Raw genomic sequence first — 26,153 nt, 5'->3', positions numbered from 1 at the left:
TTCTTGCCGGCGGCAACCGGCGAGGATCCGCAAGAATCCCCACAATTGAATCCCTTCTCTTCTTCTTTCCTTTTTCCTTTCCGTCGAGGAGCCCGGCCCAACCCGCCGGGCTCCTTGGCGTTTGCGGGCATCCCGCACGCAGTCAGACCTCTCCTCTCACACTTCGCGTCGACCGGCGAGCGCGCGTCCCAGCGTAATCTCGTCGGCATATTCCAGGTCACTGCCCACCGGCAGGCCGCTGGCGAGCCGCGTGACCTTGACGCCCAGCGGCCCCAGCAGGCGTCCCAGATACGTGGCGGTCGCCTCGCCTTCGATGTTCGGGTCGAGCGCCAGAATGATCTCGGTGACCGTGCCGTCCTTGAGCCGTTCGAGCAGCTGCGGGATGCGCAGATCGCTCGGCCCCACGTTGGCCATGGGGTTGATGGCGCCGCCGAGGACGTGGTACATGCCGCGGAATTCGCGCGTGCGCTCGATGCTCATCACGTCCTTGGGCTCCTCAACCACGCAGATCACGGTATGGTCCCGCCGCGGATCCTCGCACACCGGGCATGGGCTGGTTTCGCACACGTTGCCGCAGATTTCGCAGAACCGCACCTTCGCCTTGACTTCGCTGATCGCATCGGCGAGCTCCTGCGCCTCGCTGTCGGAGGCGCCGAGCAGGTAGAACGCGATGCGCTGCGCACCTTTGGGCCCTATGCCCGGAAGGCGCGAGAACGCGTCGATGAGGTTCTGTATTGCACCGTCATAGGCGAGCGCCATGATGGTCCTTTCTCTCGATGTTCCGAGGTCCTCCGACCGCGGCGAGCGGGCCGGCCGAGCCGACTGCGCGGTTCGCGTCACTCGTCGTCATGGGCTTTGGCCTTCTGCATGTTACCGGGGTTGCGCGGATCGTCGGCGGCGAATTCCTCCACCTTCTTGACCTCGAACAACTTCTTGAGGTCGTCCATGGCCATGGCGGTTCCCTGGCCGAGCACTTCGTCGTTCATCGAGTACTCGTCGTCGTCCGGGCCCACGCCCGCATTCGGCAGCGGCACCTCGCTCTGCGGACCGGTCTGCGCGGCATGGAACCGGCCGGCAACCGGCACTCCGAGCTGCACGCCAGTCCGCATGCCTCCGGGCTGTCCCGCCGTAGGCCGCGTCCACGGATCATCCTGCTGCCGAGCGTCGCTCCCGTATGGCTCCCCGCCGTACGGCTCGTTCCCGTATGCGCCGGCAGCCTCCCGATCGTCGTACGCAGGCATCGGGCGATCATCCGGTTCCGGCTCGTACGGCAGCGGCGGGACGGGGCCGTTCGCGGGGAATGGACCGTTCACAGGTACCTGCTGCGCTTGGTTCCCCGTCCGCACAGCCTGCGCGCCGATGGCACCGGTTTGCGGCCGGGAATCCGTATCGGGTACGCCGGACTCGTTTGGCTTGCCAGCCGCGCTGGACTCGCCGGCCGAGCTTGGCGGCGTGGCCCATGGATCGGTGTCGTCGCTCAGATCCGGCACCGCCACATGCTTGGTGTGGTGTTCCTCATGCTCCTGCGTCCGGGGCGGCTCGGTCACGGATGCCCCTGCGTCGGCCTGACCTGCCGGAGTGACCCACGGATCGTCGTCCGGCAGATCGGATGCGGAAGGATTGCCGTGCTGTGGCCTCACGCCAGACATTGCCGGAGTGCCGAATGCCGCCGCAGTGCCGGTCGAAGCGGCCCACGGATCATCCCCATCGTCCGGACCGCCGTTTGTCTGCCCGGTTCGACCGGTATCCATGTGGCCGGCCCACCCAGCCACGCCGGACTGCTCAACCTGACCGGACCGAGCACTCTGGTCGGACCGCTCGGCCCGCCCGCCTCGGTGTACGTCGTCGGCGTCGGCCGCGGCGGCGTCCCCCGCCGCGGAGTCGGTCTTCGGCTCCTTGGCGGCGACCGGTCCGGCGATGGCCGATGCCAGGCCTGCAGCGGCGATCCCGGCCTTGGCCATAGCGATCCGCGACTTGATGCTGCTCTGCTCGGCAGGCGTCAACTGGCTCAGGGGAGGCGCCATCTGCCCGTCCGCCATCTTCTCGGCGGGTGCAAGCAACACGCGCTCGCCGAACGTCCTGCGGGTGGCCGCGCGCAGAATGTCCACCACCTTGCGCGAGCCGTCCACGTCCTCGTCCGCCATGGCGATCGCGAAGGCGTACTTGCTCAACGGCGTATCGAACTTGATCCACAGCCGTCCGGCACCGGTGCGCGCGTCCTGTACGAGCTTGATGCGCGGCACCTTCTCGCGGGACACGTACGCCGCCACGTCCGCGGGCAAACCGGCCACGAGCGCATCCCAGCGTTCGTCGGGCGTGCCCTTCCCCTCTCCGGCCGAAACGCCGGCCGAAACGTCAGGCGATGCCGCCGACTGCCCCGAAACCTGAGGAGCCGGGGCCGAAACGCCGGGAGCCTGTCCGCGCTGCGCCTCCGGCGCGTCCGAGGCGGGCATGGCAGGCGTCTGCCCCCATCCGGTCCCCGCACCCGCTGGCGTCTGAGCCGTGGCGACGGGGGCAAACCCGGTACCGGCGTTGCCCACGCCCGCCTGTTCGTGCCGTTCGGCAGGCCCCAAGGAATCGTGTCCCTCCTGCCGACGCAGCACCCCAGCAAAGCCAGTGTGCTGCTGATTGCGCGCGGCGCCGGCGAATCCACCGCGGGCTGCCGGCGCGGCTTCATGGCCGGCGACGGAATCGCCGGCTCCGGCCTCGGCGGAAGCTCCAGCAACGGCTGCCGCAGTCACGGGCCCTGCGAGCAGCCGTGCGGCTAGCAGCTCGAGGCGCATGCGCGGCGATGTCGCCCCGGACATCGATCCCAGCGCGGTGTTGATGGTTTCCGCCATGGCGGTCAGCCGCTGCAATCCCAGCGCCTGAGACTGCCGTTTGAGCTCGCCCATGTCCTCGGCGGCCGCATCGTCGCTGAGGACCGATTCCGCCTTGGCTCCCCCGAGCGTGAGCACGAGCAGGTCGCGCACGCGGGAGAGCAGGTCCTCCACGAACCGCCGCGGGTCGAATCCGCCGACCACCACTTTCTGCACCACGCCGTAGAGCGCTTCACCGTCATGGTCCGTCACCGCATCGATGGCCTCGCCGATGAGCGCGCCCGGCGTGAAGCCGAGCAACGCCACGGCGCTGTCTTGACTGATCACGCCGTCGACCGATCCGACCATCAGCTGATCCAGCACGGACAGCGTGTCTCGCACGGACCCGCCGCCGGCACGCATGGTGAGTCTGAGCACGCCCGGCTCCGGCTTGATGCCTTCCTTGGCGCAGATGCTTTCCAGGTACGGCCCCATCACCTCGGGCGGCACCAGCCGGAACGGGTAGTGGTGAGTGCGCGAGCGAATGGTGCCGATCACCTTGTCCGGTTCGGTGGTGGCGAAGATGAACATCACGTGGTCCGGCGGTTCCTCCACGGTTTTGAGCAGGGCGTTGAAGCCCTGCGGCGTGACCATGTGGGCCTCGTCGAGGATGAAGATCTTGTACCGGTCGCGCGCGGGCATGGCGGCCACGCGGTCACGCAGTTCGCGGGCGTCGTCCACGCCGTTATGGCTGGCCGCGTCGATCTCCACCACGTCGATCGATCCGGGCCCGCCGGTGGCAAGGTCACGGCAGCTTTCGCACTCGCCGCACGGATGCGAGGTGGGGCCCTTGGCGCAGTTGACGCACCGGGCCAGAATGCGCGCGGAGCTCGTCTTGCCGCAGCCGCGCGGACCGGAGAACAGGTAGGCGTGGGTGAGTTTCTTCTCGTCCAGGGCGCGCATGAGCGGCACGGTGACCTGATCCTGACCGATCACCCCTTCAAAGGTATCCGGCCTATACCGACGGTACAGTGCCAAAGCCATGGTTCCTCCCTGTTCGTTGCCGAAGCTCTACCCTACCGTTCTAACCTACCGTCACCCGGCTATAGGCGTCGCGCATCCGCCCCGGGAGCCCCGGGAGAGCCGATCGGAGCCGATCCGGGGCGACCGGACGGTCTCGGTCACGCAGCCGGTTCGCTCCCCACGAACGCGCCGGTTCGCTCGTCTCGGCCGTCCCGCCGGAGCATGCCGGCCACGTCGCGTGCCGTGCGCACGGATTCCCCTACAGCCACCGCAGGCGGCACCAGCACGCGCAGCGCCCGGTCGCAGGCCGTCACCTTCACCGGCAGGTAGCCGATGTACTCGCCGTCCGCCATGAACACGGGAGGCTCCTCCCCCTCGTTCGCCCTCGTGATCTCGACGCTGCGCACGCGCTTCCAGCCGAAGCACCGGCAACTGAGCAGCCGGTCGCCGTATGCCTTGGAGATCGCCTCGGCGCATTCCGGCAGGTTCGGCACATGGTCCATCCAGATCAGGTCGAGCAGACCGTCCTCGAACAGCGAGTACGGGGAGACCTGGATGCCTCCGCCGATGTGCCGTGAGTTCGCCACCGTGAGCAGCGGGGATACGATGTCCCGCTCGTCCACGGTACCGTCCTCCAGCACGGCGCGCACATGGTAGCCGTAGCTGCGCATGTGGGTGAGCTCCACGAGTACCGCGGATAGGTAGCGCAGTGTGCCGTTGGGTAGCCGCGAATGGTTGGCGCGGTCGTTGATGCTGGCGTCCAGCCCGCAGGACAGCATGCCGGCGTAGTAGCGGTCGATTGGGGCGTCGGGCCGTTGCACGGCGTCGATCGGCGCTCCGGTACTCGGTTCCACGGCCCGTCCGCCGGGCAGCGACATCACGTGGCCCATGTCCACGTCGATGTGCGATCCGCGTACGATCGCCCCGACGATGCCTTCCACGGCCACGGTCACGCGGTCGATGGGCAGCTGCAGCCCCCGCGCGAAGTCATTGCCCGATCCGATGGCCACGATGCCGAGCGGCTTGCCGCTGTTGCCCACCGCGTTGGCGCCGAGAGCGATCATGCCGTCGCCGCCCACCACGACCAGATAGCCGTAGCGATCCGCTTCCGCCCTAGCGCGTGCCAGAGAATCGTCGAAGCTGGTGCCGGTCAGGTCGATGACGCTGAAGCCGTGACGTTCGCCCGCCGCCTGCAGCAGGCTGACCACCTGCGCATCGATTCTGGCGCCTCGCCCCTTGTCCGACGTGGGGTTGCCGATCACCGCCACGGTTGCGTACTGCTGCTGAGTCATACCGTTCAAGATAACCCAGCGGCCGCGGTGCGCGCCAGCCTCGCGCAGACGTTATTCGCAAAGCTCCGGTCCGGCGCGGGACTCGTAGGTCGTCTCGCGCATCACGGGCAGCCCGGTGTCCATGGCGGCGATCACCGTCACGTCGCCGTTGTCAAGCGCGCAGGAGACGAGCCGCACGTCGTGCTGCCGGGCCACGGCGTCGGCACGGGCACAAGGGTCGGTGGCACCTTCGCTATAGGCCATGGCGGCGGCGATCGCCATGGAGTCGGCTGCGGTGCCCGTCCGGGACCGGCACAGCATGAGCCGGCCGGCGACGGCGACCGTGCACAGCAGTACCGCCGCCAGCATGACCAGTGCGGCACCGACGACGGTCATCGAGCCTCGGTCGGCCCGGTTGCGCAGCATGTGCATGGTCGGTCTCCTTTCTGATGCATGGCACTGCATGACGGATACGTTCGGACGGCGGCATCAGTCCGGCACCGCCCGCTTGAATCCGATGGCATGCCCTTCCACGTGCGCCGGCAGCACGCCGAGCGGGCCGGGCAGCAGCGGGCAGCTGACACGTATCTCCCACCGGTCGGGCAGGTCGCGCACCGTCACGTCGGCGTCGCCGGCGATCGCGTGCGCAACGGATCCGTAGTCATCGGCGGTTTGCGTCACCGCGATCGACCGGGCGACGCTGCGGGCCGCCTCCTGACAGTCAAGGGAGACGGCGATGGCCCGGGTCAATGCCAGTAGCAGGAGCACCATGGCCATCACCGCCGGCAGCACAACCGCGAATTCGGCGGTAGCCGAACCGCGGTCGTAGCGATTGCGGATCATCAGCCCACGTTGAGCGCGGTCTGGATGATCTTGGTCAGCAGCGTCTTGACGGGCCCGGATTTGATGATGGCGAGCAGCACGCCGGCGAATGCGGTGGCCGCGACGAGCACCACGGCGTATTCGGCGGTGGCCGCGCCCTTCTCCGGTTCCGCGGTGACGGTTTTCAGGCGCGCGTCCAGCGTGCAGACGGCGCGCTGCAGACCGGCATGCGCGCGTTGCAGCGGGGTGGCGGGTTGCAGGGATTCGAGGGTGGTGGTGGGTGTCATGGTTGACGGGGACATGATCGTTCCTTTCTGGGCCTTGCCGGGAATGATTCCGATCGGATGACCGGATTCACCCGCCACCATGACTGATTCACCCGCTGAACTTAATGGTTTCGAGGTGATGTGGTCGAACGTGCCCCCCGGTCTCGGTTTCCGGGCGTGTCGCGGTCAGCCGCACCGCCGGCGGTCACCAGCCGACGTCCTGATACGCGTCGTTCTGGTGGCCGACCGCGATATTGCTCGCCACCTCGCAGGCGCGTGCTTCCGGAGCAAGCTCATCGTACGAGTACTCGCCGGTTCTCAGTTCCCGCGAATAATCGTCGGCGGCATAGGATTTCGGCACAATCTCGGCCCTGCGCAGACAGTCAGCCATCTGCATGTGCGGGTCCTGGTACAGGTTCGGATTGTCGACCTGCGAATTGTAGGCCATCGTAACGTACAGCACTTCCGCCGTATGGCATTGGATGGAAGCGGAGTAGAACGCACCGGCCTTCTCCGGACTTCCCCGCAACCCTCGTTGCGCATACAGACCATTGGCATAGCGATTGAGTTCCGGCTCCGGCTGGCCTTTGTCCGTCACGCACCGCTTGTAGTTTGCCCACGCCTTTTCGTAGTCCGACACGGCAATGCCGCCGGCCTGAACGGATCTTTCAAGAATGGCGATCTGACTGTCGGACGCATTGACGTCGTTTTTGGCATATTGCAGATTCATCGCAGTCCACTCCCGCTGCGAGGAAGCGAACTTTTCCGAAGGATTGCGGGTAATGATCCCCTGCTCCGACGCGGAGGGCGCAGAGGTCTGGCCGCCGGTTGCCCCGACGGACGAACCGCCGGCGCAACCCGCCAGAGCCAGCAGCAACACAGTAACCGCGCCGAACACGGCAATTCGTGATGGTTGCATGGTGCATCCTTCCGATACGGTCGACGAAATCGGGGTTCGCGCGATCCTCGTTGACGGCTGGTAATCCCGATGGCCCCATCGTAGGCATGCAGATCACGGCCGCCGGAACCGGCATGCACGCTCCGTTCAGAAATCCCCCATCCACCCCTTTCCCGTTACAGAATCTGCACAATGCCTGCCGTCGCGCAGACCACTGACTATGCTGGATGCTGAACACGGCAGAACAATCGGGGGAACAGGGATGCCATGGCAACGACTACTACCCGCACACCAATGCACGCAAGGAGGCGGCAGACCACCGCGAGATTCACCATGGGCATCGTCAATGCGGACGCCCTGTCCATGCGTTCCCTGCGCGAGATCATGCTCGATCTGGTTCCCGAGGCGCATATCCTGTGGACGGAACGCGACGGACGCGAGGCAGTGAAGCACTGCATCGCAGACCGCATCAAACCAGATCTGGTACTGATCGACCTGCTGCTCTACGGTTTGCAATGCAGCGACGCATGCCTGCTGATCCGCAGACGGTCGGCAAGCATCAAACTGCTGATCATGCAAACCTTCCCCATGGCAGACTCACGCAGCATGGCGGCGCGAGCCGGCGCACAGGGACTCATCGGCAAGGATGACGACGCCGCGATCGCAAACGCCCTGAAAACCGTGGCTGCCAGCGGCACCATGCCCGGCTTTCCTACTGCCGAGGAGGCGCATCGGCGAATCATGGAACGTCTGGGCACTGCGGGCAACCGCTTCACCGTCAGGGAAATGGAAATCATGGGGTTTATGGCGGACGGCGCCTCGAACGAGGCCGTCTGCGCTTCGCTCGGCATCGGTTCCGCCACATTGCGCCGGCATCTGCAGGATATTCGCATCAAACTGCATGCCCGAACCAACGTGCAGGCCGTGCTGACATGGCTTCAGGGAGGCTAGGCGCATCAGCCGAAATCAACCGAACAGCCCCACACCGAAGGAAGCGATGGCGGGCACCACGCCAAGGAGCAGGAACGACGGCAGAAAGCACAGGCCGGTGGGCACCAGCATGCGCACGCCGAGCTGAGCCGCGGCCTCCTCGATGCTCCTGCGGCCCTCGCGGTCCTGCTGCTCCACGGCGGCCTCGATGCGCGGCAATGGCGAACTGCCGTGCCGGTAGGCGGGCTCCAGCGTGTCCTCCAGCACCGCCATCAGTTCACCGAAGCGAGGATCCGCGCGAGCCACGGCCCATGCGCTGCGCCATCCCGTTGCGCGATGCAGCACCGCTGCCACGTGTTCCAGCAACGCACCGCAGTCCCCTCCCCACGCGCCGCCCACGGCTTCCAGCGCACGGGGAATCGACGCGCCCTGACGGATGGCCACGGCCAGCATCTCCAGCAGCAGCGCGGCGGACGGAAACTCGGCTCGCTCGATTCGCCCGGCAGTCCCGGCGCCGCCTCCGGCGCACACCAGCCGGTCGGGCCGTCGCATCCGCAGCCATACCGTACAGCCAGCGCATGCGGCGCTCGCCATGCCCGCCAACAATGCCGTCGTCATGTCGTTCCCCCGTCCTTCGTCTGAGGCATATCCATGTTCTCCAGCAATCGGCGCATCCAGCCCAGGCCTGCCGCGTACAAGGCCAGCCCGAGCGTCAGGCACAGCCACCCGGCCGGCGAGCCGAACAGCCACGGCACGGGATGCGCGCCCATGGCCTCACCCAGCAGCACGGTGAACACCGGCAGACCGGTAAGCAGCCGGACCGTCGCCTGAGGGCCGGCCTTCGCCTCCCTGCGGCGATCATCGGCAAGGCGCACCCTGCGATACGAGGTGCCCACGGCCTCCATGCAACGCGACGCCTCGCAGCCCAGCCGCTCGCTCAGCGCACATGCCGCAGTGAGCTGCCGACCCACCGTGCGCACGCATGCCTCGTCTTCGTGTTCGTCCGCACGGCGGGCCAGCGCCTCGACGGCCCGCGCCTCGCTCACCCGTGAGGTTGCGAAACGTCGACCGGCCTGCTCCTCGAAGGCCTGTACCATCGTGGCTCCGTTGCGCAGGGCGGCTACCATGGCGGCAATCGTCTGGGATATGCCGATGGCCGTGGCTTGCCTTCCGTCTCGATGCATCAGCGACGACAGGCGACGCCCGGCGCGATCGCGGCCGACCGGCCACAGCATGATCGCCAGCACCACGAACAGGGCAGTGAGCGCAGGCATGGCCGTTCACCTCGTCAACGGTACGGGCGGATCCGGCAGCCCGCTCGGAGCCGGCGGCACGCCCATCGCCCCGGGCACGCCCAGCCCCCAACGGTTGGCAAAACGGGACCATCCGCTCCGGTATTCGGGGGCACGCGCGCCGTCCCAGTACGCCAGCGCGCAGCCGCGCAACCCTCCGGAACTGCCCGCGGCCAGCGTGCCGATGCAGGCGATCCTGCGCCCCCGCCTGGTGCGTTCCGCATGGAGTACCACATCGAACGCGCCTTCCGCGAACAACGCCAGCGCGGCCGGTTCCATGCCGGCGAGCATGCCCAGCGCAGCCAGACGGGCCGGTACGCGGGCCACGCTGTCCGCATGGAGCGTGGCCATGCCGCCGTGGTGGCCGGAGTTGAACGCGCGCAGCAGGTCGGCGATCTCCTCGCCGCGGCACTCGCCCAGCACCACGCGGTCGGGCCGCATGCGCAGCGTGGCCTTGACGAGCTGCGGCAGACCGATCGCTCCCGCGCCCTCCACGTTAGCTTCGCGCGTGACGAGCGAGACGTGGTTGCGGTGCCCGAAGTCCCCGAGTTCGCGCACTTCCTCGACGGTGACAATGCGCTCGCTCTGCGCACATTCGGCCAGCAACGCCTTGAGCAGCGTGGTCTTGCCGGTGCCCGTGCCTCCGGTGATGAGCATGCTGGCCCGCACCGCCACCAGTCGCCGCAGGACCGTCAGCCAGGCCGGAGGCATCATGCCCTGCGCACACAACCGGTTCAGGTCCGCGCCGACGCGATCGGGAAAGCGGATGGAGATGGCGGCGCCCTGCGGCACCAGCGGGGCTATGACCGCATGCACGCGAATGCCGTCCGCGCTGGAGGCGTCCGCGATGGGACAGGCGTCATCCAGACGGCGGCCCAGCTGCGAGCATAGTTGGGCGGCGTATTCGCGCATCGTCCGGGGATCCTGCAACGGCAGGGCGATGGGTTGCTCAAGCATGCCGTCGCCGCGGTCCGCCCATACGGTGCCGTCGCAGGTGATGGCCACGTCGGTGACGCGTGGGTCGTCGGCGAGCGCGGAGAGCGGCCCGAAGTGCAGCCGGTCGCCCTCATGCCGTTCCATGGCCTATCACCGTCTCGACTTGACCGGCCAGAGCGTCGTAGACCCGCCTGTAGGCGCGCGGCACCTCGCGGATTCCGAGTCCTTCCAGCAGCTCGGCGGCCAACGTGGGTCTGGGTTCGATCTCGCCTGCGAGCGGGCAGCCGAGGTACGATTCGGCTTGTTCGGCATCCACGCCCGCCTTGCGCCGGGGCACGCCGCGTGGGTAGACGCCCAGCAGCCATTGTTCGCCCGACCGTTCGCCGCGCATCCGTTCCAGTCGTGCTCGAAGCGCGCGGGCGCGGGCCAATCCCGGTACCGAGAGCTCCACGACCATGAGCGTGGGAGCCCTGCGCAGCGCGGGGATGTTCTCCATGGGCGCACCGTCCCCGCAATCGACCACCACCGCACCATGCACCTGCGCCAGCGCGGTGACGGCGGCCTGCACGTTCCACCATTGGGCGGCCCCGTCGCGCCACGGGTCGGCACCGAGCACGCGTACGCCTTCCCACTGCGGCAGTTCTCGGCTCAGTGCCTCACCGTCAAGACGGCCCAGCGGCGCTTCGACGTCACTCATGCGCATGCCCGGCTCGCGTTCCAGTCCCAGCAGCACGTCCAATCCTCCGGAGGCGCAGTCGGCATCCACCAGCGAACAGGTGATGCCTCGTCCTGCCAACGTCAGGGCGAGCATGGCGGCGCAGACGCTCAGTCCGGCTCCCCCGCTGGCGCAGACGCATGCGATGGCGTTGCCGACGGACGGGGCATCGTTCTGCGGCACCGTGTGGCGGCTCGGACGCGAGGAGGGCGCAGGCCCTTCCATGTAGTATCTGGGCGGCGGCTTGGGCGTCGGATCGCCCGTCGCGGATTGCGGTTGCGCCGTCATGCGCGGCGGTGAGGTCAATGTCATGGTCATGGTCCGATCGAACGCCTTCGGGGCGGCGATGCGCAAGCCGGACGGCCTCCTGTGCACGAATGTACCCCCCCGATTCGGCATTGCGCGGCGTGTTGACGGGCACGTTCGCGCACAATCCCGCCCGGTGCACGAACGTGACGGGAGCCGGTGCGGCAGATGCTGTGCGAATGCACAGGAGACCTTCACGACACGCCGCTTACAGGCGTCCGTTCGCGGCGCGGAAGCGCAGAACGGCACATGACTGCACATGGCCACATAAGTCAAACGATGCACTCGCACGCAATGCACCACCGATACGCGCAGAAACCGCACAATCGCACAGCATTCGCACATTGCGCCGAGTCTTCCGCAGTCGACTTGCATCGCCCCGGGGAGGCGAATAATGTACCAACTACAAGGACAACTTCACAGCGCAGACCCACAAAGGTTATGGTCACGAGGACTGTTCCGTTGAGCGGGTATTGGATAGACTTACCGTTGCAACGAGGATGTTGTGCAGAGATTCTGCCCGTGAAAAGTGTTCTTGCAGGGAGGGCTTCCCTATCCGGAAGCCCTCCTTTTTTGTTCCGCGCGGTGCCCGCACGCACGCATGCAGCGCATATACGGCATACGGCGCATACCGCATGCAGCCGGAAGCCAGCACGTTTCGTCCATTCGGCCCAACCTGCACGCTCCAAAACGCAGCTTGGACCGATCATGCGAAAAAACGGCCGTTTTCGGGGCCGAAAATCGCTCGATCGGTCCAAGCTGCGAATTCAGGGGCACAGGTTGGACCGATCGTGCGAACGCGGGCGCGACCGCGCACACGGTCGCACGCTTCCTCGCGCGCACGCGTCCCCGGCCGCATACGCACGCAGCCTCCCGGCCGCACTCGCACAAACGTAGGTGAACTGCGGTTGAATTCTGCCGCCCGATTGCCGTGTCCCCCTCCTAAGCCTCTAAAGTAAGATGTATGGCCCAAATATTCGATGCACCCTCCAAGGCGATTCTGCGATCCCAGATCGCGGAGCATATCGCCGAGACCGACAAAACCGATAAGCGCGAGGCCCGAGCCGACGAACAGCCGTTGCCGGACAACCGCTTCTTCGACCGCGAGCTGAGCTGGCTGCTGTTCAACAAGCGCGTGCTGGAGCTCGCCGAGGACGAGACCCTGCCCACGCTGGAACGCGCGAGCTTCGCCGCGATCTTCGCCTCCAACCTCGATGAGTTCTTCATGGTCCGCGTGGCCGGGCTGAAGCGCCGCATCGACACCGGCATCGCCGTGCCGTCCGCGGCCGGCCTAAGCCCGCGTCAGGAGCTGCGCGCGATCAGCGAGCAGGCCCACCGCCTGCAGAACGAGCACGCCAACTACGTGATCAACCACATCCTGCCCGACCTCGCCAAGGAGAACGTCGTCCTCCTGAGCTGGGACAAGCTCACCGGCCCGGAGCAGGAGCGCCTGTCGCGCTACTACCGCCAGCAGGTCTTCCCGGTCCTCACCCCGCTCGCCGTGGACCCGGCCCACCCGTTCCCGTACATCTCCGGCAACTCGCTGAACCTCGCCGTGATCGTGGAGAACCCGTCGTCCGGCAAGTCCCACTTCGCCCGCGTCAAGATCCCCGGCAACCTCAACCGTCTGGTTCCGGTGGACGACCTGACCGACGAGGAGAGCCGCGAGGAACGCTATGGCTTCATCACCATGGAGAACCTCATCATCGCGCACCTCGAGTCGCTGTTCCCGGGCATGATCATCAAGGAGGCCCGCTCCTTCCGCGTCACCCGCAACGAGGACATCGACGTGGAGGAGGACGACGCCGAGAATCTGCTCAACGCCATGGAGAAGGAACTGCTGCGCCGCCGCTTCGGACCGCCGATCCGTCTGGAGATCTCGGACAACACGAGCCCGTTCCTCTCCCAGCTGCTCGCCGACCAGCTCGGTGTCACCACGGACGAGGTGTACCGCCTGCCCGCGCCGCTCGACTTCACCGTGCTCTTCGAGCTCGGCGGCATCGACCGTCCGGACCTCAAGTACCGCCCGTTCATCCCGACCACGAACCGTCAGATCGCCGAGGTCGAATCGAGCCGTGCGCAGGACATCTTCGCCGCCATCCGCGAGCGCGACATCCTGCTGCACCACCCCTACGACTCGTTCTCCACGTCCGTGCAGGCGTTCCTCGCCCAAGCCGCGGCCGATCCGAACGTGCTCGCCATCAAGCAGACCCTGTACCGCACGAGCTCCAACTCGCCGATCGTGGACGCACTCATCGACGCCGCCCACGCCGGCAAGCAGGTACTGGCCCTGGTGGAGATCAAGGCCCGCTTCGACGAGGACGCCAACATCGCGTGGGCCCGCAAGCTCGAACGCGCCGGCGTGCACGTGGTGTACGGCATCGTGGGTCTCAAGACCCACTGCAAGCTCATCGAGGTGGTGCGTCAGGAGGCCGACGGCCTGCGCCGCTACTGCCACGTGGGCACCGGCAACTACAACCCGAAGACCGCCCGCATCTACACCGATCTTGGCCTGCTCACCTGCGACCCGGTGGTCGGTCAGGATCTGACCCGCCTGTTCAACCAGCTGTCCGGCTACGCTCCCAAGTCGAGCTTCCACCGTCTGCTGGTGGCCCCGCGCACCATCCGTACCGGTCTGATCGCCCGCATCCGCCGCGAGGAGGAAGCCGCGAAGGCCGGCAAGGAGGCGTGGATCAAGATCAAGGTCAACTCCCTGGTGGACGAGAAGACGATCGACGCCCTGTACCGCGCCAGCCAGGCCGGCGTGAAGATCGACGTGGTGGAGCGCGGCATCTGCGCCCTCAAGCCCGGCGTTCCCGGCCTGTCCGAGAACATCCGCGTGCGTTCCATCCTCGGCCGCTTCCTGGAGCACTCCCGCATCTACGCGTTCTGCAACTCCAACGGCCCGCAGATCGGCGAAGGCCCGGTCTCCGGCCCCGAGGTGTGGATCGGCTCCGCCGACCTCATGCACCGCAACCTCGACCGTCGCGTCGAGGCGCTGGTCCGCGTCAGCGCTCCGGAGCAGGTGGACGAGCTCATCAAGTACGTGGACCTGCAGATGGCGGACACCACGAGCTCGTGGCACATGCAGCCGGACGGCACCTACGTGCGTCACTCCGTGGATGATGAAGGTCACCCGCTGGTTGACTCGCAGGAGTACCTGATCCGCAAGCACATGCGCGGTCCTCGCAACAGCCACTGAGCTGTAGACCACCGCCGAGAGCAAACGCTCGGCTCGCCAGCCGGGCGGCAATGCGCGCTTCACCGTGCGCAGCGAGTACAATCGGTGTTATCAGCCTAAGGCCGATACCTCTTCGTGAGGCATCGGCCTTTCGCGTACTTGCAGACAACATCAGCAAACAACGTTGTCTGAAGCACGGATACGTATCGGATGGAAGGGGGATTCGGCAATGGTCATGGTCGTGGAGGCTGCGGGGGGCATACTCTACCGGTGGCGCAACAATCATCCGCGCGACGATCCGTCCCAGGCACTGGACGCGATCGAAACCTGCGTGGTGCATCGTCCGCGCTACAACGACTGGACCTGGCCCAAGGGCAGGCTCAACCCGAACGAAACCGCCCGGCATGCCGCGGTGCGCGAGATCGGCGAGGAAACCGGTCTGAACGTCGCTCTGGGCACCTATCTGGGGGACATCGAATATCCGCTGCTCGACGAAGGCCGCGACACCAAGCGCGGCAAGGCCAAGGGCGTGGATACCAAGCACGTGCGCTACTGGATGGCCCGTCCGCTCGAAGAGGCGTCCAAGCAGCGGCTGCGCACCGCGTTCGGCCCCATTCAGCTGGCCGACCGCGAGGAGATCGACAACGTAGTGTGGCTGCCTGTGAACCGCGCCCGCCATGTGCTGTCCCATCCGCTCGACAGGGAAATCCTCGACCTGTTCACCGACCGCGTTCAGGAAGGCGCCACCGCCGCGCAGACCGTGCTGCTGGTACGCCATGCCAAGGCGGAGGCGCGCAAGACGTGGACCGGCACCGACGCGGAACGCCCGATCACCCCGCGCGGCGCGGCGGCAGCCTACGCATTGGGCCGCGAACTCGCCTGCTACGATCCCATGCGACTGGTCACCTCCCCGTGGCGGCGCTGCCGGGAGACGCTGAAGATCCTCTCCTGGCAGACCGGCATGCCGCTGGAAACCGCGGATCCGCTCACCGAGGATGCCTTCGCCGCGGACGCGGACGCCGCATGGGACTGCTTCCGTGAGCAGATCGTCACCACGCTCAACACGCAACGCAACACGGCGATCTGCATGCACCGTCCGGTGATCGGCGGCATTTTCACCCATCTGCGTACAATGTGTGCCACGAAAGCCTTGGCCAAACGGCTCATCCCCTCGACGCCCTACATGCCCACCGGCACCGCGATCATGTTCAGCGTCGTCAACGGGCCGGACGGGCCGCTCATCATCGACATTCAGAAAGTGGCGCCGATTGTCTATTAGCTCCTCAGGTTCCGTACATTCCGCAGGCTCCAGCTTCGCCCCCGCACGCTTGGGCGCGTCTCGCCCGGCCCGGCCCGCGCAGCTCGATCCGGCGTTGGTCAATCAGATCGCCGGCGGCGTGGACCCGGAACGGCTCAGCGATCTTTCGCACGCCACGGCGGCTTCCCTGCTGGACCGCGTGCACCACACCGAGGACCCGGAAGTGGTACGCCGCGTGCTTACGCTCGTGGACGTGGAAGGCGTGGATCTGGTGGCGGAACTGTGGAGCCATGCCGAACCGGACTCTCTGCCCGGCATTCTGTGGCGCCTGTACATGCTGCGCACGTGGATGACGCGCGATCGTGAGTCGATCTCTCGTCTGTGGCGCGTGGGCGAGCCGGTCGCCACCACGGCCAGTGCCATCGCCGGCGTGGATCAGGCGCCGACCGAGGATGACATTGCCCGTACCGCCGACTCCATCCTGTCCGGCGCATTCATGGGTGATTTCGCGGTTGCTCTGGAGCGTGCAAGCGCATTCTGCGACGTGATGGTTGCCGGGCTCGTCACGGAGGCCAAGCGCCGCAACGACCATGCGTCGGTCACGACGGCGGGCGGCACGGCAGATTCGGCGCAGCATGCCGCGATAGCCCGCATGCTGCATCACGCCGCGTCCCTGCGCCAGACCGCCGCGGATTTCCGTCACGGAGCCGCACTGTGGCGTCGCGGCAAGCTGGAATAAGGGGACTGATGCCTCGATTGCGTGTCGCAAGCGGTCATGCAGTACAGTGAGAGGGCGCGTCGGGCCGTGCTTAAGCCCCGGGCTCCATTTTTTGCCGCTGCGAGCGGCCTTTGCGCCGACAGGCGCTTTCACGGTTCGGCGCGTTTTCCCAGCCATCGTGGCTTACTCTAGAAGTATGGAACTTCATGTACTGAATCATCCGCTGGTTGAGCACAAGCTCACTGTCCTGCGCGACAAGCGCACCCCCTCCAGCACCTTCCGCGAGCTCGTGTCCGAACTCGTGATGCTCGAGGCCTACGAAGCCACCCGCAACCTGTCCGTGGTGGCCAAGCCCATCGAAACGCCCGTCGCTCCCATGACCGGCAAGAAACTCGCCGAACCGCGCCCGATCATCGTACCGGTGCTGCGTGCCGGACTGGGTATGCTCGACGGCATGACCCGTCTCATCCCCACCGCCGAGGTTGGCTTCCTGGGTATGAAGCGCGACGAGGAACACCCCACCCAGCAGGTCACCTACGCCAACCGTCTGCCGGATGACCTGACCGGACGCCAGTGCTTCCTCATCGATCCAATGCTCGCCACAGGTGGCACGCTGGTCGCCGCCACGCACTATCTGGCCGAGCGCGGCGCCAAGGACGTCACGGCCATCAACATCATCGCCGCTCCGGAAGGCATCAAGTTCGTGGAGGAGCACATCGACCCGTCCATCGACTTCAAGGTCGTGGTGTGCGCCGTCGATGAACGTCTCAACGACAAGTGCTACATTGTGCCGGGATTGGGCGACGCCGGCGACCGTCTCTACGGCGTCGTCGATTGATGGAGCGTTGGCTGCACTGAGCCTCAGATATGAAAACGGACACGAGCGTCTCGGTTCGTGTCCGTTTTCATATCTGCCCATATAATTTACGCCACGGAGCGAGCCCAGATGGCGGAAAAAATATGGCACGATATAATTTCCGCCATCTGGCACTGCCTAGTGGCGTATATTGTACGGATCCGTATAAAAACGTACGCGAGCACTCGGATCCGAGCACGGCTTTCGGACGATAGGACGATAGGACGATAGCCCTTCGGACCGATGTTGCGTGGCCGATTGCGGACCTGTAGATAGCGTTGGGCCCTCTCCGACGGTGATTGCCGGAGAGGGCCCAAGGTTACCTGCTAGAGTTCCGCGCTACCGCGGAGCATCTCAGTGCTGGTTGTTGAGACGGTGGTACATCTCGGACAGCTGCAGTTCCTTCTCGAACTGGGCGGCGTTAGTGTTCTCGTCGATGGTGGCGAGCTCGACGCCGGCGATGCGGGCGAAGTCCTCCCAAGCCTCACGGCCGACGGAGGTGGTCATGCAGGTGTGGTGAGAGCCGCCGGCGGTGATCCAGCACTTCACGGCGGTCTTCAGGGACGGACGCGGCTTCCAGACGGCGCGGGCGCAAGGCAGAACCTTGAGGGAGCCCTGCGGCTCGACGACGTCCACGACGTCCATGAGCAGACGGAAGCGCTCGCGCTCGTCGGCCATGGAGACGACGACGGCGCCTTCCTTCGGCTTGCCGGAGAAGACCAGACGGACCGGGTCGGCCTTGCCGCCGATGCCCAGCGGGTGGATCTCCAGCTTCGGCTTGCCGATGGTGCCGATGGACGGGGAGACCTCGAGCATGTGGGAGCCCATGTCGAGCTCGTTGCCCTCGGTGAAGTTGTAGGAGTAGTCCTCCATCAGGGAGGCGCCACCCTCGAGGCCGTAGCCCATGACGGCGCCGATGCGGACCAGCACGGAGGTCTTCCAGTCGCCTTCGGCGGAGAAGCCGTAGCCGTACTCGGAGGGCAGACGCTGAGCGCCGACGCCCGGCAGCTGCGGCAGGGTGCCGAGGTCCTCGAAGTTGTCGACGGCGGCGGTGCAGCCGTTGGCCTTCATCATGTTGACCATCGCGGCCTCTTCCTTGGCGGCGATGAACAGGGAGTCGTACTTGGAGTCAAGCAGCGCCGGGTCGACGTCATACTTGGCCTTGTAGTCCTCGATGAGGGCCTTGACCTGATCGTCCTTGACGGCCTCGTACGCGGCGACGAGCTCGTTGACGGACCAGGTGTTGATGGAGGCGCCGAACACGCGCTCGGCCTCGGTCTTGTCGCCCTCGGTGACGGCGACGTTACGCATGTTGTCGCCCCAGCGCATGACCTTCATGTTGTTGGAGGCATCCCAGCCGGCGCAGGCGCGGGCCCAGGTGCCGATCTGCGCGGCGACGTCCGGATCGGTGTAGTGGCCGACGACGATCTTGCGCGGAATGCCGAGGCGGGAGACGATGTAACCGAACTCACGGTCGCCGTGGGCGGCCTGGTTCAGGTTCATGAAGTCCATGTCGATGGTCTCCCACGGGATCTCCTTGTGGTGCTGGGTGGCCAGCTGCATGAGCGGCTTGGTGAGCACTTCGAGGCCGCGGATCCACATCTTCGCCGGGGAGAAGGTGTGGCACCAGGCGATGACGCCGATGACGTTCGGGTTGGCGGAGGCTTCGACCATGAAGGCCTTGACGCCGTCGGAGGACTTCAGCGTCGGCTTGAGCACGATCTTCGCCGGGATCTTGCCGGTGTTGTTGAGGTAGTCCACCATCTCGGCGGCGTTGGCGGCCACCTGACGAAGCGCTTCCTCACCGTAGAGGTCCTGCGAACCGACGCCGAACCAGATTTCCTTGCCCTCGAAGGGGTTCTCGATTGCCATGATTGGCTCCTTTGACTTCATTGTGTTGTGTTCAGTTATGAATTCGGACTAAGTGCGTTCTCAGTGCGCAGCACTGACTTAGCGGGTGCAGATGCAAGGCGCACCGAGGGAAGGCGTGCGATGGCACGTCGACCGAGGAGCAACGCCGCAGCTGCGCCCGATAAATCAGTGCTGGCCGTAGACGTTCTGGTAGCGGTCGTTCAGCTTATCGATATCCGCCTGCGGGATCTCGATGATGTTGCCGAGCTGACGGGCGGCCCACATGGTGTGGGCGACTTCCTCGGTCATGGCGGCGGCCTTGACGGCGGCTTCAGCATCCTTGCCGATGGTGAAGGGGCCGTGGTTCTGCATCAGCACCGCCGGGGACTTCGGGTACTTCTTGAGGGTCTCCACGACGCCTTTGCCGATGGCCTCGGAACCGATGAGACGGAACGGGCCGACCGGCACCAGGCCGCCGAACTCGTCGCCCATCATGGTCAGGCCGCAGGGGATGTTCTGGCCGGTGGCCGCCCAGGCGGTCGCGTAGGTGGAGTGGGTGTGCACGACGCCATAGACATCCGGCATGTTGCGGTAGATGTAGGCGTGGGAGGCGGTGTCGGAGGACGGGGCCTCGGTACCATCGACCACATTGCCGTCGAGGTCGCACACGACCATGGAGCCCGGGGTCAGGTACTCGTAGCGCACACCGGAGGGCTTGATGACGAACAGGTCCGCGGTGCGCAGACGCTGGGACACGTTGCCGGCCGTCCAGACGACCAGGTTCCACTTGATGAGCTGCTCGTGCAGGGTGGCGACAACCTCGCGCACCTGCTTGACTTCGGCCCGGACTTCGGGACCGTAATCAGCCAACGTTGCCATGTTTGGCTACCTTTCTTGCATTGTTTGTTGACGGTATGGAAACAATCACTTGCTCTGCAGATCGATGTTGCGCACGGCGCTCTTCTCGATCGCAAGGCCTGCCTGGAAGCGTGCGAAGAAGTCCTCGAAGCCCTGAACGTCCTCGGGATCGGGCGTCTCGGTGGTGGACTGGGCATCCTTGAAGACGCGCTCGTCGAGGTAGTCGGCCAGCGGCCACGGGGTGTGCCACAGGTAGTCGGCCAGCACGGCCATGCCCCAGGCGCCACCCTCGGCGGCGGTGGACATGACCTTGATCGGGGTGTCGAACGCGGCGGCGAGAATCTTCTGCGCCACCTTCGGGGTGGTGAAGATGCCGCCGTGGCCCACGAGGGAGTCGATCTTGACTTCCTCATCCTTGGTCATCACGTCCATGCCGATCTTGACCGGGCTGAAGGCGCTGAACAGCTGGGCGCGCATGAAGTTCGCGAGGTTCATGTGGGCCTCGGGGCTGCGGGCGAACAGCGGGCGGCCCTCTTCGAGGCCGGCCAGGAATTCGCCGGAGCGGAACGGGTAGTTGAGCAGGCCACCGCAGTTGGCATCCGCTTCATCGCTGATGGCGGCGCGGAACAGCGTGCCGTACAGGGCACCGGTCGAGATGGGCTGGTCGATGGCCTTGGCGAAGTCGCCGAACAGGCTGACCCACGCGTTGAGGTCGGAGGTGAAGTTGTTGGCGTGGCTCATGCCCGCGAGGTCGCCGGCCGGGGTGGTGACGAGGTCGACTTCCGGGTGCAGGCGGGCGAGCTTCTTCTCGAGCACGACCATGGCGAAGATGGAGGTGCCGGCGGAGACGTTGCCGGTGCGCACGCGCACGGAGTTGGTGGCGACCATGCCGGTGCCGGCATCGCCTTCCGGCGGAGCCAGCACGATGCCGGGCTTGAGGTAGCCGTCCACGTCGAGGAGCTTGGCGCCTTCCTCGGTGAGCTCGCCGGCGGGGGTGCCCGCAACGAGCGGCGTGGGCAGCAGGTCCTCGATCTTCCACGGCTGGGCTTCGATCTCGGGCAGCGCGTTGAACTTCTTGAGGAACTCGGTCTCGTAAGTCTTGGTGACGGGGTCGATCGGGAACATGCCGGAGGCGTCGCCGATGCCGTCGACCTTCTTGCCGGTGAGCTTCCAATGGACGTAGCCGGCGAGCGTGGTGATGAAGTCGACCTTGGAGACGTGCTCTTCCTTGTTGAGCACGGCCTGGTAGAGGTGGGCGACGGACCAACGCTCGGGGATGTTGTACTGGAACAGGTCGGAGAGCTTGAGGTGGGCCTGATGCGTGTTGGTGTTCTGCCAGGTGCGGAACGGGACGAGCAGGTTGCCGTCCTTGTCGAAGGCAAGGTAGCCGTGCATCATGGCGGAGAAGCCGATGTGGCCGATGCGGGTCAGGCGCTCGCCGTAGGCGTTGTAGACGTCGTTGGCCATGGCCGCGTAGGCGACCTGCAGGCCGTGCCACACCTCGTCGAGGTCGTAGCTCCACAGGCCGTCCACCAGATGGCTGGCCCACTGGTAGTCGCCGGAGGCGATGGTGCGGTACTGATCATCGATGAGGACCGCCTTGATGCGGGTGGATCCGAATTCGATGCCGAGGGAGGTACGGCCGCCGCGAATCTTCTCGGCGAACTCCTGCGGCGAAACAGGCTCTTTTTCAGCCATCTTTGCTCAGCTCCTTAACGCTGTTCACAAGGACTCAAAACTGTGTGCGTTCACAAAACGACCGACGCAGGAAACGGGAGCCGTTTCCCATCGCGCAGATGGACGCCATTGTATTTCTGTGAGCGCTCACAATTCCTGATCTACAGGATACCGCATCGCACTCACCGTCGCCACGGCGAGTCTTAAGAATTCACCGTGCGGACATGTTTGCTGGTGGATATGGCAAGGGCGCGCCAACGCCGGAACATCAGCGTCGGTGCGCCCTTGGAGACTATCGGCCGATTGGCCGGCCGATCACTTGGACCAGAAGCTCTGGATCTCCTCCAGGGTCTTGCCCTTGGTCTCCGGGACGAGGAACTTCACGCCCAGGAACGCGATGAGATCCATCACGGCCCAGAAGATGAAGGTGCCGCCGCCCCAGCTGGAGAACATCACCGGGGTGAACTGGGCCACCAGGAAGTTGGCGCCCCACAGGAACACGGTGCACAGACCGGCGGCGCGGCCGCGCAGGTAGGTCGGGAACAGCTCGGAGATCATGACCCACGTGACCGGGCCCATGGAGAACGCGAAGGACGCGATCACGAGGCAGGCGAAGATCAGCGTGAGGACGCCGGGCCAGTTCAGCAGCATGGACAGGCCCATGAGCGCGTAGAACACGCACATGCCGAGGGAGCCGGCGAGCATCAGCGGCTTGCGGCCGAGCTTGTCGATGAAGTACATGCCCACGAAGGTGAACACGAGCTCGACGAGACCGATCAGCGTGGAGCACAGGAACGCGGCGGTGTCACCCTGGAAGATGGGCTTGAAGATGGTCGGCGCGTAGTAGGAGATGGCGTTCTGACCGACGGCCTGGTTGAAGATGGCCAGGAAGATGCCCACGAGCATGGCGTGCGCCAGCGGAGCGTGGAACAGGTCGGAGAGCTTGCCCTTGGCGTTCTCGGCGATGGAGGCCTCGATCTCGGCGGCCTCCTGCTTGGCGGAGGCGGTGCCGCCGATGCGCTCGAGGACGGCGAAGCCCTTCTCCTTGTTGCCGGACTGCAGCAGGAAGCGCGGGGACTCGGGGGACAGCGCGAGGGCGATGAAGAGAATCAGGGCCGGGATGGCGCCGATGCCCAGCATCCAGCGCCAGGCCATGTCCGCGAAGTCGGACTGGATGCCGCCCATGCCGGCGATCCAGAAGTTGATGAGGTTGGTCAGGAAGATGCCGAGGATGGTCAGCAGCTGGTACATGGAGGACAGGGTGCCGCGGTACTTGGCCGGAGCGCACTCGGTGATGTAGGTGATGGCCAGCGAGGAGGCGAGACCGATGCCCAGACCGCCCAGAATGCGGGCGATGATCATGGAGGTCGGGTCGTTGACCATGGCGGACCACAGGGCGGCCACGAAGAAGGCCGCGGCACCGATCAGCAGCACCGGGCGACGGCCGATGCGGTCGGAGATGAAGCCGGAGACGCCGACGCCGATGACGCCGCCGATCATGATGGAGGAGATGATGAGGCCTTCCATAGCGGCGGAAAGCTTCCACAGCGCGGACAGGTACACAATGGCACCCGAGATGCTGACGGTATCGTAGCCGTACAGCAGACCGGCCAGACCGGCGCTCACCGCCAGAATGACCACGTACTTCATGGAGCCCTGCTTTTCCGCAGCGCCCGCCTGAGCAGTCTGAGACATTGTTCTTCCTTGATTTATGTTTCACCCTTTGCGGCGGATCCCCCGTAACCTGCCATGTCCCGGCAAACCCGTCAGCAAATCGATCATAAGCAATCACAATCGCTCACTCTCGATTACCAACAGGAATGTTAGCGCTCACGTTTCCCTGTGTCAACTTCATGTAAATCCCTTATTTTTCAAGGTTTTCTTGGCGTGTCGCCGCCTTCGTAAGCGCTCTCAATCCAAATTTGACCCTAAATTGTGTTGCAGTTCACTTTTCCGGCATTTTTTATACATTTATCGGCTATGTAGACAATTATGATCATTTGTGCGCAGCGGAGGCTCGGGCCGGAGCGAACGGCCGTACGGGCACGCATACGGACAGAGCCGCGGACACGCACCGGTCCGCAACGTCCGGCGCATGCCTTATATTGGTCGATTGCTGTGCCGAGCCGCGGGTGGCCGCATGATCCCACGGTTCAACAGGTCCAGCCGGGCGGGACGACACCACGTCGTCTCCAGCCTCCCGGCGGATTGGCAGGCCTCCCCGAGGCAGACCGAGGGGAATCCAACTTCGGCCGCCCGGCGTCCAACCGCCCGCCCGGCCACCGATCAGCGCTGACATGCGGCAGTGCGGAGGAACAATCATGGCTAACTACATTGAAGCCTTCGAGGCCAAGCACCTCAAGCCGGCCGAGGAGATCCCGGCCTTCCGCCCCGGCGACACCGTCGAGGTCAACGTGAAGATCAAGGAAGGCAACAACTCCCGTCTTCAGGCCTTCACCGGCGTGGTGATCGCCCGCAAGGGTGCCGGCCTGCACGAGACCTTCATCGTGCGCAAGATCAGCTTCGGCGTGGGCGTCGAGCGCCGCTTCCCGGTGCACTCCCCGTCGATCGACTCCATCAAGGTCGTGCGTCTGGGCCGCGTCCGCCGCGCCAAGCTGTACTACCTGCGCAAGCTGCGCGGCAAGGCCGCTCGCATCGTCGAGCGCCGCGACAACAAGGCTCAGGCCAACGCCTGATCCTTGCCCGCAAGGCTCGCTTGCTGAAGCGGTCCGGTTGCCCTCTACGGCGGCCGGGCCGCTTTCGTATCTCCGTCCCATCCCCGGGCCGCACGTGCCATCTCCCCGTCCGCCGTCCCCGCCGCCCGGTCCGCCGCGCGTATGATGGAACGCGAACCAAGGAGGGGACATGCAATCCGATCAGATCCCGCAACCCGGTATGCCGTCCGGCGCACAGGCTGCCGCGGCCGCCGAACGAGACACGCATACGTTCGCCGTCGCGGACCACGGCGTGGACCCCTCCCCCATGCCCCATCGCCGGCATGCCAAGCCGGCCGGTACACGGAATCCGGGCAATGACGACCCGGACCGCTTCGGTTTCAAGGATTTCATCGTCTGGTGTGGCATTCCCGTCGTCGTGGTGCTGCTCCTGCGCCTGCTCGTCTTTCCCCTGTACTGGATCCCGTCCTCGTCGATGATGAACACCATCCTCAAGAACGACCGCGTGGTCACGTTAAGCACGCACATCGTGCCCGCCTCGAAGCTGCAGCGCGGCGACGTGATCGTCTTCAGGGACCCGGCCAACTGGCTTGGTGAGGAGGAGGGCGGCCACAACGGCTACCTCATCAAACGGCTCATCGGCCTGCCGGGCGACGTGGTGGCCTGCGCCGGTCCGGGCGAGCCGCTGACGATCAACGGCGTGGCGATCGACGAGACCGCCTACGTGCGCCCCGGCTCCGACCCGAGCCAGTTCGCGTTCAGGGTCACCGTGACCGCCGGCAACGTATTCGTGCTGGGAGACAACCGCGGCGCGTCCGCCGATTCCCGATTCCACCCGGACGACGGCAACAACGGTCTGGTTCCCATGGCGAACATCTCCGGCCGGGCATGGTTCACATTCTGGCCGCTGAACCGCATCGGGCTCATTGCCTCGCATCACGAGGCCTTCGCCGCCGTACCAAGCGCTACGCAGTCCTCCGCATCCGCCGCCGCGGAACCGTCCAACGGGGACGCAGCCTGATGGCAGGGCGCGCCCCGAAGGCCGTTCCGGTCCCCACGCTAGACATGGAACGCGAGCTGGCCGCACAGGGCTACGGCGTGATCGTGGGGTTCGACGAGGTGGGACGCGGCGCGCTGGCTGGCCCCGCCATGGTGGGCGCGGCGGCGATCCGTTCCGCCGATCTGCTGGCCGGCCGGGTGGACGTGCCGACGGGGGTGGCCGACTCCAAGCTGCTCACCGAGCGACGGCGCGAGGCGATCTTCGACGAACTCACCGATTGGTGTGCGGCGTACGCGGTCGGATCGGCCTCGAACACGGAGATCGACGAATGGGGCATCGGCTATGCGCTCGGCGTGGCCGCGCTGCGGGCCCTCGACGAGGCGGAACGCGCGCTCGGGCTCGGCGATGCTGCGGGCGGCCGGACGGACGGCGGCACGACCGGCATGCGCGTCGGCGCGATCCTGGACGGGCCGTTCGACTACATCTCCAAGGCAGTGCACACGTTCGACGCACCCGCAGTCCCCGTCTCCCCGCACGTCCTCACACGCGTGAAGGGCGACATGCACTGCGCCACCGTGGCCACCGCCGCCGTGATCGCCAAGGTGACGCGCGATCGGCTCATGCAGCGCATCGCCGCCGATCACCCCGAATGGGAACCTTACGGCTGGGCCTCCAACAAGGGCTACGGTTCGGCCGCGCACCGGGCCGCGATCGCCGAACTCGGTCCCACGCCCCTGCACCGGGTGAGCTGGCATCTGAACTGACCCGTCCGGGCCAACCCCACCGAGCTCTGGGATACGCATATAATAGTGAATATCATCG

General features: G+C 65.9%; 23 protein-coding genes. 8 read left to right on the top strand and 15 right to left on the bottom strand.

All coding sequences use genetic code 11. The features are described from left to right. Window positions 1–156 precede the first annotated feature (156 nt). From recR to AC1AZA_RS05505, 7 genes are all read right to left on the bottom strand, one after another. Window positions 157–759 carry a recombination mediator RecR gene (gene recR, locus AC1AZA_RS05535; protein ID WP_476513737.1) on the bottom strand — a complete coding sequence of 201 codons (603 nt, stop codon included), beginning with the start codon at window positions 757–759 and terminating at the stop codon, window positions 157–159. A gap of 77 nt (window positions 760–836) precedes the next feature. Beyond that, window positions 837–3,842 (bottom strand): DNA polymerase III subunit gamma/tau, encoded by a 3,006-nt coding sequence (gene dnaX, locus AC1AZA_RS05530; protein ID WP_476513736.1) that lies wholly within the window; start codon window positions 3,840–3,842, stop codon window positions 837–839. Between the two features lie 137 nt (window positions 3,843–3,979). Further along, window positions 3,980–5,113: a diacylglycerol/lipid kinase family protein gene (locus tag AC1AZA_RS05525; protein ID WP_476513735.1), complete on the bottom strand. Its 1,134-nt coding sequence runs from the start codon at window positions 5,111–5,113 to the stop codon at window positions 3,980–3,982. A gap of 51 nt (window positions 5,114–5,164) precedes the next feature. Beyond that, complete coding sequence (locus AC1AZA_RS05520) at window positions 5,165–5,524, bottom strand: Rv3654c family TadE-like protein (protein ID WP_476513734.1); 360 nt, start codon at window positions 5,522–5,524, stop codon at window positions 5,165–5,167. A gap of 57 nt (window positions 5,525–5,581) precedes the next feature. Beyond that, window positions 5,582–5,935: a TadE family type IV pilus minor pilin gene (locus tag AC1AZA_RS05515; protein ID WP_476513733.1), complete on the bottom strand. Its 354-nt coding sequence runs from the start codon at window positions 5,933–5,935 to the stop codon at window positions 5,582–5,584. Next, complete coding sequence (locus AC1AZA_RS05510; RefSeq protein WP_476513767.1) at window positions 5,935–6,201, bottom strand: DUF4244 domain-containing protein; 267 nt, start codon at window positions 6,199–6,201, stop codon at window positions 5,935–5,937. The genes AC1AZA_RS05515 and AC1AZA_RS05510 overlap by 1 nt, the downstream gene beginning before the upstream one ends. Window positions 6,202–6,385: 184 nt before the next feature. Further along, window positions 6,386–7,099, bottom strand: coding sequence for a hypothetical protein (locus tag AC1AZA_RS05505; protein WP_476513732.1), 714 nt, complete (start codon window positions 7,097–7,099; stop codon window positions 6,386–6,388). 363 nt (window positions 7,100–7,462) lie between these two features. Here AC1AZA_RS05505 and AC1AZA_RS05500 point away from each other — a divergent pair, with 363 nt between their 5' ends. After that, window positions 7,463–8,029, top strand: a complete 567-nt coding sequence (locus AC1AZA_RS05500; RefSeq protein ID WP_476513731.1) for a LuxR C-terminal-related transcriptional regulator — start codon at window positions 7,463–7,465, stop codon at window positions 8,027–8,029. Between the two features lie 15 nt (window positions 8,030–8,044). Here AC1AZA_RS05500 and AC1AZA_RS05495 read toward each other — a convergent pair whose 3' ends face one another. Genes AC1AZA_RS05495 through AC1AZA_RS05480 form a run of 4 tightly spaced genes read right to left on the bottom strand, consistent with a single transcriptional unit; the run spans window position 8,045 to window position 11,269 of the window. Next, on the bottom strand, window positions 8,045–8,626 hold the full coding sequence (locus tag AC1AZA_RS05495) for a hypothetical protein (protein WP_476513730.1): 582 nt from the start codon (window positions 8,624–8,626) through the stop codon (window positions 8,045–8,047). Continuing rightward, complete coding sequence (locus AC1AZA_RS05490; protein WP_476513729.1) at window positions 8,623–9,282, bottom strand: type II secretion system F family protein; 660 nt, start codon at window positions 9,280–9,282, stop codon at window positions 8,623–8,625. Before AC1AZA_RS05490 ends, AC1AZA_RS05495 begins: the two co-directional genes overlap by 4 nt. A 6-nt stretch (window positions 9,283–9,288) precedes the next feature. After that, window positions 9,289–10,380, bottom strand: a complete 1,092-nt coding sequence (locus AC1AZA_RS05485) for a CpaF family protein (protein ID WP_476513728.1) — start codon at window positions 10,378–10,380, stop codon at window positions 9,289–9,291. Beyond that, window positions 10,367–11,269 (bottom strand): CpaE-like family protein, encoded by a 903-nt coding sequence (locus tag AC1AZA_RS05480; protein ID WP_476513727.1) that lies wholly within the window; start codon window positions 11,267–11,269, stop codon window positions 10,367–10,369. Before AC1AZA_RS05480 ends, AC1AZA_RS05485 begins: the two co-directional genes overlap by 14 nt. Window positions 11,270–12,221: 952 nt before the next feature. Here AC1AZA_RS05480 and AC1AZA_RS05475 point away from each other — a divergent pair. The 4 genes from AC1AZA_RS05475 to upp all read left to right on the top strand — a co-directional run bounded on the left by AC1AZA_RS05475 (window position 12,222) and on the right by upp (window position 17,252). Then, a complete protein-coding gene (locus AC1AZA_RS05475) occupies window positions 12,222–14,459 on the top strand; it encodes an RNA degradosome polyphosphate kinase (protein ID WP_476513726.1) in 2,238 nt (745 codons plus the stop codon). 208 nt (window positions 14,460–14,667) lie between these two features. Continuing rightward, a complete protein-coding gene (locus AC1AZA_RS05470) occupies window positions 14,668–15,717 on the top strand; it encodes an NUDIX hydrolase (protein ID WP_476513725.1) in 1,050 nt (349 codons plus the stop codon). Window positions 15,718–15,766: 49 nt separating this feature from the next. Then, window positions 15,767–16,435, top strand: coding sequence for a hypothetical protein (locus AC1AZA_RS05465; protein ID WP_476513724.1), 669 nt, complete (start codon window positions 15,767–15,769; stop codon window positions 16,433–16,435). 175 nt (window positions 16,436–16,610) lie between these two features. After that, window positions 16,611–17,252, top strand: a complete 642-nt coding sequence (upp, locus tag AC1AZA_RS05460; RefSeq protein ID WP_476513723.1) for a uracil phosphoribosyltransferase — start codon at window positions 16,611–16,613, stop codon at window positions 17,250–17,252. 372 nt (window positions 17,253–17,624) lie between these two features. Here the strand turns inward: upp and araA are convergent, their stop codons facing one another. From araA to AC1AZA_RS05440, 4 genes are all read right to left on the bottom strand, one after another. After that, window positions 17,625–19,142 carry an L-arabinose isomerase gene (gene araA / locus AC1AZA_RS05455; RefSeq protein WP_476513722.1) on the bottom strand — a complete coding sequence of 506 codons (1,518 nt, stop codon included), beginning with the start codon at window positions 19,140–19,142 and terminating at the stop codon, window positions 17,625–17,627. 165 nt (window positions 19,143–19,307) lie between these two features. Beyond that, window positions 19,308–20,000 carry an L-ribulose-5-phosphate 4-epimerase gene (locus AC1AZA_RS05450; protein ID WP_476513721.1) on the bottom strand — a complete coding sequence of 231 codons (693 nt, stop codon included), beginning with the start codon at window positions 19,998–20,000 and terminating at the stop codon, window positions 19,308–19,310. A gap of 45 nt (window positions 20,001–20,045) precedes the next feature. Continuing rightward, complete coding sequence (locus AC1AZA_RS05445) at window positions 20,046–21,677, bottom strand: xylulokinase (protein WP_476513720.1); 1,632 nt, start codon at window positions 21,675–21,677, stop codon at window positions 20,046–20,048. 294 nt (window positions 21,678–21,971) lie between these two features. Beyond that, a complete protein-coding gene (locus tag AC1AZA_RS05440; RefSeq protein WP_476513719.1) occupies window positions 21,972–23,351 on the bottom strand; it encodes a sugar porter family MFS transporter in 1,380 nt (459 codons plus the stop codon). 626 nt (window positions 23,352–23,977) lie between these two features. Between AC1AZA_RS05440 and rplS the strand changes: the two genes are divergently transcribed. The 3 genes from rplS to AC1AZA_RS05425 all read left to right on the top strand — a co-directional run bounded on the left by rplS (window position 23,978) and on the right by AC1AZA_RS05425 (window position 26,095). Further along, window positions 23,978–24,352 (top strand): 50S ribosomal protein L19, encoded by a 375-nt coding sequence (gene rplS / locus AC1AZA_RS05435; RefSeq protein WP_476513718.1) that lies wholly within the window; start codon window positions 23,978–23,980, stop codon window positions 24,350–24,352. Between the two features lie 169 nt (window positions 24,353–24,521). Next, window positions 24,522–25,352, top strand: coding sequence for a signal peptidase I (lepB, locus tag AC1AZA_RS05430; RefSeq protein WP_476513717.1), 831 nt, complete (start codon window positions 24,522–24,524; stop codon window positions 25,350–25,352). Next, the gene (locus AC1AZA_RS05425; protein WP_476513716.1) at window positions 25,352–26,095 is read left to right on the top strand and encodes a ribonuclease HII; all 744 of its coding nucleotides are present in this window, start codon (window positions 25,352–25,354) and stop codon (window positions 26,093–26,095) included. Before lepB ends, AC1AZA_RS05425 begins: the two co-directional genes overlap by 1 nt. Window positions 26,096–26,153 lie beyond the last annotated feature (58 nt).

The organism is Bifidobacterium sp. LH_389, from assembly GCF_056357235.1.
This window is presented reverse-complemented; position numbering and strand designations above follow the sequence as displayed.

Coding starts and splice junctions, on each gene's coding strand:
- recR (WP_476513737.1), bottom strand. CDS start 759: ATGGCGCTCGCCTATGACGGTGCAATACAGAACCTCATCGACGCGTTC.
- dnaX (WP_476513736.1), bottom strand. CDS start 3,842: ATGGCTTTGGCACTGTACCGTCGGTATAGGCCGGATACCTTTGAAGGG.
- AC1AZA_RS05525 (WP_476513735.1), bottom strand. CDS start 5,113: ATGACTCAGCAGCAGTACGCAACCGTGGCGGTGATCGGCAACCCCACG.
- AC1AZA_RS05520 (WP_476513734.1), bottom strand. CDS start 5,524: ATGCACATGCTGCGCAACCGGGCCGACCGAGGCTCGATGACCGTCGTC.
- AC1AZA_RS05515 (WP_476513733.1), bottom strand. CDS start 5,935: ATGATCCGCAATCGCTACGACCGCGGTTCGGCTACCGCCGAATTCGCG.
- AC1AZA_RS05510 (WP_476513767.1), bottom strand. CDS start 6,201: ATGACACCCACCACCACCCTCGAATCCCTGCAACCCGCCACCCCGCTG.
- AC1AZA_RS05505 (WP_476513732.1), bottom strand. CDS start 7,099: ATGCAACCATCACGAATTGCCGTGTTCGGCGCGGTTACTGTGTTGCTG.
- AC1AZA_RS05500 (WP_476513731.1), top strand. CDS start 7,463: ATGCTCGATCTGGTTCCCGAGGCGCATATCCTGTGGACGGAACGCGAC.
- AC1AZA_RS05495 (WP_476513730.1), bottom strand. CDS start 8,626: ATGACGACGGCATTGTTGGCGGGCATGGCGAGCGCCGCATGCGCTGGC.
- AC1AZA_RS05490 (WP_476513729.1), bottom strand. CDS start 9,282: ATGCCTGCGCTCACTGCCCTGTTCGTGGTGCTGGCGATCATGCTGTGG.
- AC1AZA_RS05485 (WP_476513728.1), bottom strand. CDS start 10,380: ATGGAACGGCATGAGGGCGACCGGCTGCACTTCGGGCCGCTCTCCGCG.
- AC1AZA_RS05480 (WP_476513727.1), bottom strand. CDS start 11,269: ATGACCATGACATTGACCTCACCGCCGCGCATGACGGCGCAACCGCAA.
- AC1AZA_RS05475 (WP_476513726.1), top strand. CDS start 12,222: ATGGCCCAAATATTCGATGCACCCTCCAAGGCGATTCTGCGATCCCAG.
- AC1AZA_RS05470 (WP_476513725.1), top strand. CDS start 14,668: ATGGTCATGGTCGTGGAGGCTGCGGGGGGCATACTCTACCGGTGGCGC.
- upp (WP_476513723.1), top strand. CDS start 16,611: ATGGAACTTCATGTACTGAATCATCCGCTGGTTGAGCACAAGCTCACT.
- araA (WP_476513722.1), bottom strand. CDS start 19,142: ATGGCAATCGAGAACCCCTTCGAGGGCAAGGAAATCTGGTTCGGCGTC.
- AC1AZA_RS05450 (WP_476513721.1), bottom strand. CDS start 20,000: ATGGCAACGTTGGCTGATTACGGTCCCGAAGTCCGGGCCGAAGTCAAG.
- AC1AZA_RS05445 (WP_476513720.1), bottom strand. CDS start 21,677: ATGGCTGAAAAAGAGCCTGTTTCGCCGCAGGAGTTCGCCGAGAAGATT.
- AC1AZA_RS05440 (WP_476513719.1), bottom strand. CDS start 23,351: ATGTCTCAGACTGCTCAGGCGGGCGCTGCGGAAAAGCAGGGCTCCATG.
- rplS (WP_476513718.1), top strand. CDS start 23,978: ATGGCTAACTACATTGAAGCCTTCGAGGCCAAGCACCTCAAGCCGGCC.
- lepB (WP_476513717.1), top strand. CDS start 24,522: ATGCAATCCGATCAGATCCCGCAACCCGGTATGCCGTCCGGCGCACAG.
- AC1AZA_RS05425 (WP_476513716.1), top strand. CDS start 25,352: ATGGCAGGGCGCGCCCCGAAGGCCGTTCCGGTCCCCACGCTAGACATG.